The sequence below is a fragment of the Escherichia sp. B1147 genome, assembly GCF_001660175.1.
GTDB classification, from domain to species: domain Bacteria; phylum Pseudomonadota; class Gammaproteobacteria; order Enterobacterales; family Enterobacteriaceae; genus Escherichia; species Escherichia whittamii.
Map to the genome: position 1 here is coordinate 14,146 of NZ_LFHY01000028.1, position 14,479 is coordinate 28,624.

A 14,479-nucleotide genomic window follows, 5' to 3' on the forward strand; every position below is an offset into this window, starting at 1 on the left:
AATTGTCAACACACTTAGCAAAGCGTGGCGATAATCACGCTGTCGGCGTTAAAGTAAGCAGTGACATTCTGCCCTTGTTCAAGAGAAGCCGCTTCATTTACCGGCACCGTGGCGCACAGGGTTTGCCCGTCAGGCAACGCCATTAATACTTCGCACTGTTCTGCGCCGCGCTCTATATGGCGAATAATGCCCGGCAATTGGTTGTCGGCACCCTGGGCTACAGTGTCATCCAGGGTAATGTTCACCCACGGCGCTTTCAGCAGAATCAACACTTCTTTGCCTTCATCCAGCCCCAGACGCGCGCCACTTTGCGCGGTAATCGCGACTTTTAACCGTGTTTTGCCGTCGGCCAGTAAGACATCAACATGTTGTTGAATGTCATCATGATCGCGGGCGGTGATGGTGCCGAACCACTGATTACGGGCGCTGGTTTGCAGTGAGAAACGTGAGATAGCTGCCAGCAGGCTGTTCAGCGGCAGAGCGTCATCGTCACTTAACACATCAAAGGCTTTTTGCTGGATCTGGGCGAGCAGCTCGTAAAGCTGAATCAGTCGTTGACCATAGCGAGTCAACATCGCGCCGCCGCCACCTTTTCCGCCTGTTGCGCGTTCAACCAGCGTATGCTCGCTTAACTGATTCATTTCGTTAATGGCATCCCAGGCGCTTTTATAGCTAATACCGGCATCTTTCGCCCCCTGGCTGATGGAACCGGAAAGCGCAATGTGTTTTAGTAGTGAAATGCGGCGTGGGTCGGCAAAGAGCTTTTGTTGAAGCTTAAGAGTGAGAAGGATTTCGGCCTGCATAACAATGTCCCGACAAAAATCTTATTGTGACGGAAAATGAACGCCACGCAAAGCTGACCGCACAAAAGGGGAGTGCTTTTCTGTGCTTAACGGTTAGAATAGTCACAGGACTACATCTGGAGTTGACCATGTTAGAGTTATTAAAAAGTCTGGTATTCGCCGTAATCATGGTACCTGTCGTGATGGCCATCATCCTGGGGCTGATTTACGGTCTTGGTGAAGTATTCAACATCTTTTCTGGTGTTGGTAAAAAAGACCAGCCCAGACAAAATCATTGATTCCCTGAATGCCCGCTTTCGCGGGCGTTTTCTTTTTTCTCAACTTCCTGCTTTTCCTGCCGATATTTTTTCTATCTACCTCTCAAAGGTTAACAATAACAGCTGGGAAAATTCTGAACTTACCGTTATATTGACGCCTACATAACGTTATATAAAGGGGTTACACATGGCGCGTAAATGGTTAAATCTGTTTGCCGGAGCGGCACTCTCTTTCACTGTTGCTGGCAATGCGTTGGCGGATGAAGGGAAAATCACGGTTTTTGCGGCGGCATCGCTGACGAACGCAATGCAGGACATTGCTACGCAGTATAAAAAAGAGAAAGGCGTGGACGTCGTTTCTTCTTTCGCCTCGTCTTCTACCCTGGCCCGTCAGATTGAAGCTGGCGCGCCTGCGGATCTGTTTATTTCTGCCGATCAGAAATGGATGGATTATGCAGTTGATAAAAAAGCGATCGATACGGCTTCGCGCCAGACACTGCTCGGCAATAGCCTGGTCGTTGTAGCACCGAAAGCCAGCGAGCAGAAAGATTTCACCATCGACAGCAAAACTAACTGGACTACTCTGCTGAATGGCGGTCGTCTGGCGGTTGGCGATCCGGAACATGTCCCCGCTGGTATTTATGCGAAAGAAGCACTGCAAAAACTGGAGGCATGGGATACGCTCTCTCCAAAACTGGCCCCAGCGGAAGATGTGCGTGGGGCACTGGCGCTGGTCGAACGTAACGAAGCGCCTCTGGGCATTGTCTACGGTTCTGACGCAGTTGCCAGCAAAGGGGTAAAAGTGGTCGCCACCTTCCCGGAAGATTCGCATAAAAAAGTGGAATATCCAGTCGCTGTCGTGGAAGGGCATAACAACGCCACGGTGAAAGCATTTTATGATTATTTGAAAGGGCCGCAGGCTGCGGAAATCTTTAAACGTTACGGATTTACAACTAAGTAATGATACTGACCGATCCAGAATGGCAGGCGGTTTTACTGAGCCTGAAAGTTTCTTCCCTGGCTGTGCTGTTTAGCCTGCCGTTTGGGATCTTTTTTGCCTGGTTACTGGTGCGTTGCACGTTTCCGGGCAAAGCTCTGCTCGACAGCGTACTGCATCTACCGCTGGTGTTACCGCCAGTGGTCGTCGGTTACTTGCTGTTAGTTTCGATGGGACGGCGCGGATTTATCGGTGAACGTCTGTATGACTGGTTTGGCATTACCTTCGCGTTTAGCTGGCGTGGCGCCGTTCTCGCTGCCGCGGTCATGTCATTTCCGCTGATGGTGCGGGCGATTCGTCTGGCGCTGGAAGGGGTTGATGTCAAACTGGAACAGGCCGCAAGAACGTTGGGGGCCGGGCGCTGGCGCGTTTTCTTTACTATCACGTTACCGCTGACGTTGCCGGGAATTATCGTCGGCACGGTACTGGCTTTCGCACGTTCGCTCGGTGAGTTTGGCGCAACCATCACCTTTGTTTCTAACATTCCTGGCGAAACGCGAACCATTCCTTCTGCCATGTATACCCTGATCCAGACCCCTGGCGGGGAAAGTGGCGCGGCGAGACTGTGTATCATCTCTATTGCGCTGGCGATGATCTCCCTGTTGATTTCAGAATGGCTGGCGAGAGTCAGTCGTGAACGGGCGGGGCGCTAATCATGCTGGAATTGAATTTTTCCCAGACCCTGGGCAACCATTGCCTGACCATTAATGAAACCCTGCCCGCCAATGGCATCACCGCTATATTTGGCGTCTCCGGTGCCGGAAAAACCTCGCTGATTAACGCCATCAGTGGCCTGACGCGCCCGCAAAACGGGCGGATTGTCCTCAATGGTCGGGTATTATATGACGCCGAAAAACGTGTCTGCCTGACGCCTGAAAAACGCCGTGTTGGCTATGTTTTTCAGGATGCGCGACTGTTCCCGCATTACAAAGTGCGCGGCAATCTGCGCTACGGCATGGCGAAAAGTATGGTCGATCAGTTTGATAAGCTGGTGGCGCTTTTAGGTATTGAACCGTTGCTTGACCGTTTACCTGGGAGTCTTTCCGGGGGCGAAAAACAGCGTGTGGCAATTGGTCGGGCATTGCTGACGGCACCGGAATTATTATTGCTGGATGAACCACTGGCGTCGCTGGATCTTCCGCGGAAACGCGAGCTATTGCCTTATCTACAACGGTTGACGCGGGAAATCAACATTCCGATGCTGTATGTCAGTCATTCGCTGGATGAGATCCTCCATCTGGCGGACAAAGTGATGGTACTGGAAAACGGCCAGGTGAAAGCGTTTGGTGCGCTGGAAGAAGTGTGGGGCAGTAGCGTGATGAATCCGTGGCTGCCGAAAGAGCAACAAAGCAGCATTCTGAAAGTAACGGTACTGGAACATCATCCGCGTTACGCGATGACCGCGCTGGCGCTGGGCGATCAACATTTGTGGGTTAATAAGCTGGATGAACCGCTGCAAGCCGCGCTACGCATCCGCATCCAGGCTTCCGATGTTTCTTTGGTTTTACAACCGCCGCAACAAACCAGCATCCGCAATGTACTGCGCGCAAAAGTCGTTAATAGCTATGACGACAACGGTCAGGTGGAAGTGGAACTGGAAGTCGGCGGTAAAACACTGTGGGCGCGAATAAGCCCGTGGGCCAGGGATGAACTGGCAATCAAACCTGGCCTGTGGCTATACGCGCAAATTAAAAGTGTGTCGATAACCGCCTGATTAAATCAGGTGGCTATAAATAAACTGGGCGATGCTGTCGGTGGTGTTGTCACCAATCACGATATTGGCGCGCGCTTTTACCGCGTCATCGGCGTTGCCCATCGCTACGCCCGTTCCGGCAGCTTCCAGCATACTGATATCATTGAAGTTATCGCCGAATGCTACTACGTTTTCCATCGACCAGCCTTGCGCCTCAACCCATTTCGTCAGGCGTTTGCCTTTACTGTTGCCGCCGCGCGCAATATCAACCTGATCGTGCCAGGACCATTCACACTCCAGACCCAACTCATGTTCAACATGCTTACCAAAATGCTGTAACTGCGGCAGGTCATCGTGCGTCAAAGCGAACTTCCACACGGCGTTAACTTGTTGCGCTGTTTCAGCCAGAGAAGCGACTTGTGTGAACGTCGGGCGCTGTTCCGGCGGCAAAGTCTGTGCCCAGTTAGAAGTGCGAATGACATGTCCGGTCGGATGCTCATAAACCATCGCATCATCCACATACATCAGACCGTGAATGTGGTGTTCATTCAGCATCTCAATGAGTTGCAGGGCTTTGTTAACGGGCATTGGATCAGCTTCCAGCACGGTTTTTGCATGATAATCATACAAATAGGTGCCATTACAGCAAATAGCAGGTGTATCCAGCGCCAGCGCCTGATAAAAAGGATGAATAGCGACGTGATGGCGACCCGTGACGATAATCAATTGGTAACCTGCTTCTCGAGCGCGGGCAAGCGCTTCAATCGATGAGGGAAGCAGAGTTTTTTTGGGTGTCAATAAGGTGCCGTCTAAGTCGAGAGCAATCACGCGTGTGGTCATGGCGTTTTCCAGATTAAGGTTAAGAATTTTCGTCTGCGCGAATGGTACACCGATACCACTATTGGACAAAATTCTGAGTTTTAATTCAGCATTCACCGCCAAAAGCGACTAATTTTAGCTGTTAAAGTCAGTTGCTAAATGCAAAGGAGCATTCATGAAGCAAACAGTTTATATCGCCAGCCCTGAGAGCCAGCAAATTCACGTCTGGAGCCTGAATCATGAAGGCGTGTTGACGCTGACACAGGTTGTGGATGTGCCGGGGCAGGTGCAGCCGATGGTGGTCAGCCCGGATAAACGTTATCTCTATGTAGGCGTTCGCCCGGAGTTTCGTGTTCTTTCATATCGTATTGCACCGGACGATGGCGCGCTGACATTCGCCGCTGAGTCGGCGCTGCCAGGTAGCCCGACGCATATTTCCACCGATCATCAGGGGCAATTTGTCTTTGTCGGCTCTTATAATGCGGGCAATGTAAGCGTAACGCGACTGGAAGATGGCCTGCCTGTGGGCGTCGTCGATGTGGTTGAGGGACTGGACGGCTGTCATTCCGCCAATATTTCACCGGATAACCGCACCCTGTGGGTTCCGGCATTAAAGCAAGATCGCATTTGCCTGTTTACGGTCAGCGATGACGGTCATCTGGTGGCGCAGGACCCTGCGGAAGTGACTACCGTTGAAGGGGCCGGCCCGCGCCATATGGTGTTCCATCCAAACGAACAATATGCTTACTGTGTCAATGAGTTAAACAGTTCAGTGGATGTCTGGGAGCTGAAAGATCCACACGGCAATATCGAATGTGTACAGACGCTGGATATGATGCCGGAAAATTTCTCCGACACCCGTTGGGCAGCTGATATTCATATCACTCCGGATGGTCGCCATTTGTATGCCTGCGACCGTACAGCCAGCCTGATTACCGTTTTCAGCGTTTCAGAAGATGGCAGCGTATTGAGTAAAGAAGGCTTCCAGCCAACGGAAACCCAGCCGCGCGGCTTCAATGTTGATCACAGTGGCAAGTATCTGATTGCCGCCGGGCAAAAATCTCACCACATCTCGGTATACGAAATTGTTGGCGAGCAGGGGCTACTGCATGAAAAAGGCCGCTATGCGGTCGGGCAGGGACCAATGTGGGTGGTGGTTAACGCGCATTAACCGCTGATTTACCCGGCGCTGAATCTCCTGCGCCGGGAGTATTAACTCATCTCCTGTAACGCATGTCTCTGGCGTTCGACGATATTGGTCCACAAATTGTCTTTATCGTCAGTCCACAAATTGATCAGCAAGGCAAAAAAGCGTTCTGCTGCCGGAGAAAGCATGGCATCTTTGCGGCGAATAATCCCCAATGTCCGACGTATAACGGGTTCCACCAGCGGAATACCAATAATCGAAGAATAGGGCGCATGGGGCATTGCAAGGCCCGGTAGCGCAGAAATTCCCAGCCCCGCCTCTACCAGCCCTAACGACGTCGAAAGATGGCGCACTTCGTAAAACCAGTCCAGCTTCCAGGGTTTGTTGGCCAGCTGTTGTTCTATCAACAGTCGGTTGCCGCTGGAGGAGCGTACGCCAATCATTTTGTAACCCACTAGCTCCTGCCATTCCACCAGCTGCTTTTTGGCTAATGGATGGTCACGCCGACAGGCCAGCACGAACGGCTCATTGACCAGTGGGGTAAAATCTATCGATGAATTTGTGACGTTGTTCATGTTTATGCCAAAGTCAGATTCGTTGCAGAGCACCGACTCCATGCAATTATTCGTGCCTTGTTCCAGAATTCGCACTTTAATATTGGGATACAGCTCATTAAATTTGCCGATTGCCAATGGCAAAAAATAAAATACCGCGGTTGGAATGCACGCTAAAGTTACCATTCCACGATGATAAGTATTCATGTCGCGAATATTAAAAAGCGTTTCATCGAATTTTTTTATTAATTCCCGCGCCTCCGGGAGCAACATTTTTCCCGCTTTTGTTAAAGTAACCTTGCGAGTTGTGCGCTCAAAGAGTTGGATATGTAAATCCTCTTCCATCTTTTTTATTCTGCGTGTTAATGCAGGTTGCGTAATATTAAGTAATTTGGCGGCATTGTTAAATGAACTGGACTCTGCCAGCATGACAAATGCTTTCATACTTGATAACTCATGCTTCATTATTACTCCGGAAAATGGAAGCGGTGCGTTTTAGTGATTTGCAGTTAAACAGTTTAACTGCAATTTAATCACTTAAATTAATGAAAAAATGTTATTAATCGTGGCGCTAAAGTCATTAGAGATGCTTTGCCCTTAATGTAACCATATCGCAATAAGTTATGTTTTTAAATTGAGGGCATTATTATGAAAAAAATACCCTGCGTGATGATGCGAGGTGGAACCTCGAGGGGCGCGTTCCTGTTAGCGGAACACTTACCCGATGATCAAACGCAGCGCGATAAAATATTGATGGCAATTATGGGTTCCGGTAACGATCTGGAAATTGACGGTATCGGTGGCGGTAATCCGCTGACCAGTAAAGTCGCCATTATTAGCCGTTCCAGCGATCCGCATGCTGATGTCGATTATCTGTTTGCTCAAGTTATCGTCCATGAGCAACGTGTCGATACCACGCCTAACTGCGGCAATATGCTGTCTGGGGTTGGGGCATTTGCTATCGAAAATGGCCTGATCGCTGCGACATCACCAATCACCCGCGTACGTATCCGCAACGTTAATACAGGCACGTTCATCGAAGCTGATGTGCAAACGCCAAATGGTGTTGTCGAGTACGAGGGGAGCGCGAGAATCGACGGTGTGCCGGGAACTGCCGCACCGGTCGCGCTCACTTTCCTGAATGCTGCCGGAACCAAAACCGGAAAAGTTTTTCCGACCGATAAACAGATCGATTATTTTGACGATGTCCCGGTGACTTGTATCGATATGGCGATGCCAGTTGTCATTATTCCGGCTGAATATCTGGGAAAAACAGGCTATGAATTACCGGCGGAACTGGATGCCGACAAATCATTATTAGCCCGCATCGAATCTATCCGTCTACAAGCGGGTAAAGCTATGGGCTTAGGCGATGTCAGTAATATGGTGATCCCTAAACCTGTGCTTATTTCTCCAGCGCAGAAAGGTGGGGCAATTAATGTGCGTTATTTTATGCCGCATTCTTGCCATCGCGCGCTGGCGATAACCGGTGCTATTGCCATTTCCAGTAGTTGTGCGCTGGAAGGCACCGTTACCCGACAAATTGTTCCTTCTGTAGGATACGGCAATATTAATATTGAACACCCCAGTGGTGCGCTTGACGTTCATTTAAGTAATGAAAGTCAGGATGCCACAACGTTACGTGCATCTGTTATTCGAACGACCAGAAAAATATTTTCCGGTGAAGTTTATCTTCCCTGAAAAATTTCGTTGTCGTGATAAGGATATTCAATAAAGGACTTCTGTATGAGTCATACAGAAAGAACAGGATTTTAAATGAACAAGAAATCGTTATGGAAGCTAATTCTGATATTAGCGATCCCATGTATTATTGGCGTTATACCCGCTCCGGCAGGGTTAAGCGAACTGGCATGGGTACTTTTTGGTATCTACCTGGCGGCGATTGTGGGTCTGGTTATCAAGCCTTTCCCGGAACCAGTCGTACTGTTAATTGCCGTTGCAGCCTCAATGGTGGTGGTCGGTAACTTGTCTGACGGTGCGTTTAAAACCACCGCCGTATTAAGCGGTTACTCTTCCGGTACCACCTGGCTGGTATTCTCGGCGTTCACCTTAAGCGCCGCGTTTGTGACCACGGGCTTAGGTAAACGTATTGCCTATCTGCTAATCGGTAAAATAGGTAGCACTACCCTGGGGCTGGGTTACGTTACGGTATTCCTTGATCTGGTACTCGCTCCGGCAACACCGTCTAACACCGCGCGTGCGGGCGGCATTGTGTTACCGATCATCAACAGCGTGGCGGTGGCTTTGGGGTCAGAACCTGAAAAAAGCCCGCGTCGTGTCGGACATTACCTGATGATGTCCATTTACATGGTCACCAAAACCACCAGCTATATGTTCTTTACCGCAATGGCGGGGAACATTCTGGCGCTGAAAATGATCAACGACATTCTGCATCTGCAAATTAGCTGGGGGGGATGGGCGCTGGCTGCTGGTTTACCGGGCATCATTATGCTGCTGGTCACTCCGCTGGTCATTTACACCATGTATCCGCCAGAAATTAAAAAGGTGGATAACAAAACTATCGCTAAAGCCGGTCTTGCTGAACTCGGGCCGATGAAAATCCGCGAAAAAATGCTGCTCGGTGTCTTTGTGCTGGCACTGCTGGGCTGGATTTTCAGTAAGTCTCTGGGGGTTGATGAATCCACCGTGGCAATCGTTGTTATGGCGACCATGCTGCTGCTGGGTATCGTTACCTGGGAAGACGTGGTTAAAAATAAAGGCGGCTGGAATACCTTAATCTGGTACGGCGGTATTATCGGCTTAAGCTCATTATTATCGAAAGTTAAATTCTTCGAATGGTTAGCTGAAGTCTTTAAAAATAACCTGGCATTTGATGGTCACGGTAACGTTGCTTTCTTCGTTATTATTTTCCTTAGCATCATCGTGCGTTATTTCTTCGCTTCCGGTAGTGCCTATATTGTTGCCATGTTACCGGTATTTGCCATGCTGGCGAACGTCTCCGGTGCACCGTTAATGCTAACCGCGTTGGCGCTGCTGTTCTCCAACTCCTACGGCGGTATGGTCACTCACTACGGTGGTGCAGCAGGCCCGGTCATCTTTGGTGTGGGTTATAACGATATTAAATCCTGGTGGTTGGTCGGTGCGGTACTGACGATATTAACCTTCCTGGTGCATATCACCCTCGGTGTATGGTGGTGGAATATGCTGATCGGCTGGAACATGCTGTAAATATACTCGTCATACTTCAAGTTGCATGTGCTGTGTCTGCGTTCGCTCACCCCAGTCACTTACTTATGTAAGTGACTGGGGATTCACTCGCTTGTCGCCTTCCTGCAACTCGAATTATTTAGAGTATATCCATTTATTATCTTTCTGCGCACTTTACGGTGCGCAGATATCTGGAGCATTTGATGATCAAGTTATCTGATAAAGGCGTGTTTCTCGCCAGTAATAACGAAATAATTTCTGAAGAACATTTCACCGGCGAAGTAAAAAAAGAAGAAGCCAAAAAAGGCACTATTGCCTGGTCTATTCTCTCTTCTCATAATACGTCCGGAAATATGGACAAACTTAAAATTAAGTTTGATTCCTTAGCCTCACACGATATTACCTTTGTTGGTATTGTACAGACAGCTAAAGCGTCTGGCATGGAACGCTTCCCGCTGCCGTATGTACTGACCAACTGCCATAACTCACTGTGCGCTGTGGGCGGTACCATTAACGGTGATGACCATATTTTTGGTTTATCGGCGGCCCAGCGTTATGGCGGTATTTTTGTGCCTCCGCATATTGCGGTTATCCACCAATATATGCGTGAAATGATGGCGGGCGGCGGCAAAATGATCCTCGGGTCAGACAGCCACACCCGTTACGGCGCATTAGGTACAATGGCGGTCGGTGAGGGCGGCGGCGAGTTGGTAAAACAACTGCTTAATGACACCTGGGATATCGACTATCCGGGCGTTGTTGCGGTGCATCTGACCGGAAAACCTGCGGCATATGTAGGACCGCAGGATGTGGCGTTGGCGATTATCGGCGCCGTGTTTAAAAACGGCTACGTCAAAAATAAAGTGATGGAATTTGTGGGACCGGGCGTTAGCTCGCTCTCTACGGATTTCCGTAACAGCGTTGACGTGATGACTACCGAAACCACCTGTTTAAGTTCCGTCTGGCAAACCGATGAGGAAGTCCATAACTGGCTGGCGCTGCATGGTCGCGGCCAGGATTACTGCCAGCTTAACCCACAACCGATGGCGTACTACGATGGCTGCATCAGCGTTGATTTAAGTGCCATCAAGCCGATGATTGCACTGCCGTTCCACCCGAGCAACGTTTATGAAATCGACACGCTGAACCAGAACCTGACTGACATCCTGCGTGAGATTGAAATTGAGTCCGAGCGTGTGGCGCACGGTAAAGCCAGACTCTCATTGCTGGATAAAGTCGAAAATGGTCGCCTGAAAGTGCAGCAGGGGATTATCGCGGGCTGTTCTGGCGGTAATTATGAAAACGTGATTGCCGCAGCAAATGCGCTGCGCGGTCAATCCTGTGGCAATGACACCTTCTCGCTGGCGGTTTACCCGTCATCACAGCCGGTGTTTATGGATTTAGCCAAAAAAGGTGTGGTAGCAGATTTGATTGGTGCAGGTGCAATCATCAGAACTGCGTTCTGCGGCCCATGTTTTGGCGCGGGCGACACGCCAATCAACAACGGTTTGAGTATTCGCCACACCACGCGTAACTTCCCGAACCGCGAAGGCTCTAAGCCAGCTAATGGGCAGATGTCAGCGGTGGCGTTGATGGACGCCCGTTCTATCGCTGCAACAGCTGCAAACGGTGGTTACTTAACATCTGCAAGTGAGCTGGACTGCTGGGACAACGTGCCGGAGTACGCTTTCGATGTCACACCGTATAAAAACCGTGTTTATCAGGGGTTTGTGAAAGGGGCGACCCAGCAACCGCTAATCTACGGACCGAACATCAAAGACTGGCCGGAATTAGGGGCATTGACTGACAATATCGTCCTCAAAGTGTGCTCGAAGATCCTCGATGAGGTGACCACCACCGACGAACTGATTCCTTCCGGGGAAACTTCTTCGTATCGTTCAAATCCGATTGGTCTGGCGGAGTTTACCCTGTCACGCCGCGATCCTGGTTATGTTGGCAGAAGTAAAGCGACTGCCGAGCTGGAAAATCAGCGTCTGGCGGGGAATGTCAGCGAGCTGACAGAGGTGTTTGCGCGCATTAAGCAGATTGCTGGTCAGGAACATATCGATCCGCTGCAAACAGAAATTGGCAGCATGGTCTATGCAGTCAAACCAGGCGATGGTTCTGCACGTGAACAAGCGGCAAGCTGCCAGCGTGTAATTGGTGGTCTGGCGAATATTGCCGAGGAGTACGCCACCAAACGCTACCGTTCTAATGTCATTAACTGGGGGATGTTACCGCTGCAGATGGCAGAAGTACCGAGCTTTGAAGTGGGTGATTACATTTATATTCCTGGCATTAAAGCGGCGCTGGATAATCCTGGTGCGACGTTCAAAGGTTATGTGATCCATGAAGATGCGCCGGTAACGGAAATCACGCTGTATATGGAAAGTCTGACTGCCGAAGAGCGCGAGATTATCAAGGCGGGTAGTTTGATTAACTTCAATAAAAACCGTCAGATGTAAAAAACGCCATGTGAATGCAGGTCGCATCCGGCACTTATTTGTCGGATGCGATGCTGGCGCATCTTATCCGACCTACGAATCGCACCGAACCTGTAGGCCGGATAAGGCGTTTACGCCGCATCCGGCACTTATTTGTCGGATAAGATGCTGGCGCATCTTATCCGACCTACGAATCGCACCGAACCTGTAGGCCGGATAAGGCGTTTACGCCGCATCCGGCACTTATTTGTCGGATGCGATGCTGGCGCATCTTATCCGACCTACAAATCGCATCGATCCTGTAGGCCGGATAAGGCGTTTACGCCGCATCCGGCAAAAAGTTAATAGCTCTTACTTCTTCGCCTCTGCAACCACTTTACTACCCACGCCGCGGTTATTGTATTCCCACATGCGGTTGTAGTTAGTGTCATTCAGATTGCGCTGTACTTCGTCGCTATCGTCAACGCTACCGGTGTTCCCCGCAAACGGACGATTGGAAATCACCGCATCAGCCCACGGTTTAGCCGTGTTAAAGCCTTCGTTGATGGCGCTATCACGGATCACCACCTGGCCATTGGTATTGGCATCAACATCCAGCGAGCGGCCCAGTTGTGCGACGCCATCACCGGAAGCATTGAAACGGCTATTTACCGCGAGGAAACCGTAGTAAATATTGGACAGCGTAGCCGGTGCAAACACATACGCTTCTTGCTGAGTACGGGAGTTCACCACGCGGAATTCGGTGTTATCGAACACTACTGCGCCGCGACCAGAAACGATATCCACATCCCCTTCAATATAACTGTTAGTCACCAGGGTACGCGGCTGACGGTTAGTTTCCAGACGGTTCTGCACACCGCTGTTGGTCACAAAGAAAGTATTCTGACGACCGAGAATATTGACGTTATTGATCTGCACTTTGTCGCCATCAGTACGCAGTGCCACCGCCGGATGGTTACCCGCATCTACGCTATCGCCCAGGGTATTTTCGATGGTCAGGTTTTGCAGTTGCAGGCCATTGTTTTGTGACCAGAAGACCGCAGAACACAGAACGCCAATGCTGTTGCTGCGTTTGTTCTGGCAGCTATCGTACATATACCACGCTGGTTTACCTGGCATATATTTGCCGCGCGGGTTGACGTCGTGACGCCAGTCGGCAGGGCTCATGCCGCCATCAAGGGAAAGTCCAATTTTCACATCAATCGGTTTTTCGCCTGTACCGTAGACGGTGATTCCACCCGGAGCTGCGGGGACATAGACCGTGCCTTCATACTCACCTGGCATCACGGCAATATACTGGCGTTTATTGGTACGTTTGATAATTGCCGCATCCACCGCTGCCTGAATAGTCGTGTGCGTCACACCTGGTGTACCCGCCGGTCCGACAACAAAGTCAGGTTGAGCTGGCAGAGTAATAGGTGAAGGATTCCACGCCGCAGCACCAGGCGTCAGGGACGCAAAATAGTGTTGAGCATCGAAATTCTGCGCTTCTTTTGCCGACAGAATCGGGCGAGAAGAGGTACCAGGCGCAGTTTGATCAGAAGGACGTTGATCGGGCGGTGTTGAGCTACAGGCGGTCAGCGTCACGCCAAAAGCCAGTGCCAGCGCCAGACGGGAAACTGAAAATGTGTTCACAGGTTGCTCCGGGCTTTGAAATGGAAAGAAAATGAATCCGTTGAAGCCTGCTTTTTTATACTAAGTTGGCATTATAAAAAAGCATTGCTTATCAATTTGTTGCAACGAACAGGTCACTATCAGTCAAAATAAAATCATTATTTGATTTCAATTTTGTCCCACTCCCTGCCTCTGTCATCACGATACTGTGATGCCATGGTGTCCGACTTATGCCCGAGAAGATGTTGAGCAAATTTATCGCTTATCTGCTTCTCATAGAGTCTTGCAGACAAACTGCGCAACTCGTGAAAGGTAGGCGGATCCCCTTCGAAGGAAAGACCTGATGCTTTTCGTGCGCGCATAAAATACCTTGATACTGTGCCGGATGAAAGCGGTTCACGACGAGTAGATGCAATTATGGTTTCTCCGCCAAGAATCTCTTTGCATTTATCAAGTGTTTCCTTCATTGATATCCCAAGAGCATCAACATGCAATGTTGTTGGGATGGCAATTTTTACGCCGGTTTTGCTTTGCTCGACATAAAGATAGCCATCTACGATATCAGACCACTTCATTTCGCATAAATCACCAACTCGCTGCCCGGTAACAACAGCCAGTTCCATTGCAAGTCTGAGCCAACATGGTGATGATTCTGCTGCTTGATAAATTTTCAGGTATTCGTCAGCCGTAAGTCTTGATCTCCTTACCTCTGATTTTGCTGCGCGAGTGGCAGCGACCGGGTTTGTTGTTATATGGCCTTCAGCTATTGCCTCTCGGAATGCATCGCTCAGTGTTGATCTGATTAACTTGGCTGACGCCGCCTTGCCCTCGTCTATGTATCCATTGAGCATTGCCGCAATTTCTTTTGTGGTGATGTCTTCAAGTGGAGCATCAGGCAGATGTAGTGGTCAACAAAAACTGGCCACAGCTTTAGAGTTTTTCCAGAACAATCGTTCTGATTC

12 protein-coding genes and 1 pseudogene are annotated in these 14,479 nt (G+C 49.9%); 8 read left to right on the top strand and 5 right to left on the bottom strand.

The genetic code is table 11. The features are described 5' to 3' along the window. Window positions 1-14 precede the first annotated feature (14 nt). Window positions 15-803, bottom strand: coding sequence for a molybdenum-dependent transcriptional regulator (gene modE / locus A9180_RS22050; protein ID WP_064530630.1), 789 nt, complete (start codon window positions 801-803; stop codon window positions 15-17). Window positions 804-931: 128 nt separating this feature from the next. Between modE and acrZ the strand changes: the two genes are divergently transcribed. From acrZ to modC, 4 genes are all read left to right on the top strand, one after another. Further along, complete coding sequence (gene acrZ / locus A9180_RS22055) at window positions 932-1,081, top strand: multidrug efflux pump accessory protein AcrZ (RefSeq protein WP_047623924.1); 150 nt, start codon at window positions 932-934, stop codon at window positions 1,079-1,081. A gap of 166 nt (window positions 1,082-1,247) precedes the next feature. Then, a complete protein-coding gene (modA, locus tag A9180_RS22060) occupies window positions 1,248-2,021 on the top strand; it encodes a molybdate ABC transporter substrate-binding protein (RefSeq protein ID WP_064530632.1) in 774 nt (257 codons plus the stop codon). Then, on the top strand, window positions 2,021-2,710 hold the full coding sequence (gene modB, locus A9180_RS22065; protein WP_064530634.1) for a molybdate ABC transporter permease subunit: 690 nt from the start codon (window positions 2,021-2,023) through the stop codon (window positions 2,708-2,710). Before modA ends, modB begins: the two co-directional genes overlap by 1 nt. A 2-nt stretch (window positions 2,711-2,712) precedes the next feature. Beyond that, window positions 2,713-3,771 (top strand): molybdenum ABC transporter ATP-binding protein ModC, encoded by a 1,059-nt coding sequence (modC, locus tag A9180_RS22070; protein WP_064530636.1) that lies wholly within the window; start codon window positions 2,713-2,715, stop codon window positions 3,769-3,771. On the opposite strand, the gene ybhA is transcribed toward modC, so the two are convergent. Beyond that, on the bottom strand, window positions 3,772-4,590 hold the full coding sequence (ybhA, locus tag A9180_RS22075) for a bifunctional pyridoxal phosphate/fructose-1,6-bisphosphate phosphatase (protein ID WP_000213425.1): 819 nt from the start codon (window positions 4,588-4,590) through the stop codon (window positions 3,772-3,774). 154 nt (window positions 4,591-4,744) lie between these two features. Between ybhA and pgl the strand changes: the two genes are divergently transcribed. Beyond that, the gene (gene pgl, locus A9180_RS22080; RefSeq protein WP_064530639.1) at window positions 4,745-5,740 is read left to right on the top strand and encodes a 6-phosphogluconolactonase; all 996 of its coding nucleotides are present in this window, start codon (window positions 4,745-4,747) and stop codon (window positions 5,738-5,740) included. 41 nt (window positions 5,741-5,781) lie between these two features. Here the strand turns inward: pgl and A9180_RS22085 are convergent, their stop codons facing one another. Further along, window positions 5,782-6,735, bottom strand: coding sequence for a LysR family transcriptional regulator (locus tag A9180_RS22085; protein WP_064530641.1), 954 nt, complete (start codon window positions 6,733-6,735; stop codon window positions 5,782-5,784). A gap of 183 nt (window positions 6,736-6,918) precedes the next feature. On the opposite strand from A9180_RS22085, the gene A9180_RS22090 reads away from it, so the two are divergent. The 3 genes from A9180_RS22090 to A9180_RS22100 all read left to right on the top strand — a co-directional run bounded on the left by A9180_RS22090 (window position 6,919) and on the right by A9180_RS22100 (window position 11,924). Beyond that, complete coding sequence (locus A9180_RS22090) at window positions 6,919-7,971, top strand: 4-oxalomesaconate tautomerase (RefSeq protein WP_064530643.1); 1,053 nt, start codon at window positions 6,919-6,921, stop codon at window positions 7,969-7,971. A 75-nt stretch (window positions 7,972-8,046) separates the two neighbouring features. Continuing rightward, window positions 8,047-9,480: an anion permease gene (locus A9180_RS22095; protein WP_064530645.1), complete on the top strand. Its 1,434-nt coding sequence runs from the start codon at window positions 8,047-8,049 to the stop codon at window positions 9,478-9,480. A 182-nt stretch (window positions 9,481-9,662) separates the two neighbouring features. Next, window positions 9,663-11,924 carry a hydratase gene (locus A9180_RS22100; RefSeq protein ID WP_064530646.1) on the top strand — a complete coding sequence of 754 codons (2,262 nt, stop codon included), beginning with the start codon at window positions 9,663-9,665 and terminating at the stop codon, window positions 11,922-11,924. Window positions 11,925-12,254: 330 nt separating this feature from the next. On the opposite strand, the gene A9180_RS22105 is transcribed toward A9180_RS22100, so the two are convergent. Together A9180_RS22105 and A9180_RS22110 are read right to left on the bottom strand one after the other, a co-directional pair. Then, window positions 12,255-13,538, bottom strand: coding sequence for a putative acyl-CoA thioester hydrolase (locus A9180_RS22105; RefSeq protein WP_064530648.1), 1,284 nt, complete (start codon window positions 13,536-13,538; stop codon window positions 12,255-12,257). A 137-nt stretch (window positions 13,539-13,675) separates the two neighbouring features. Next, a pseudogene (locus A9180_RS22110) lies at window positions 13,676-14,416 on the bottom strand (tyrosine-type recombinase/integrase); the annotation flags it as partial. Window positions 14,417-14,479: the final 63 nt, after the last annotated feature.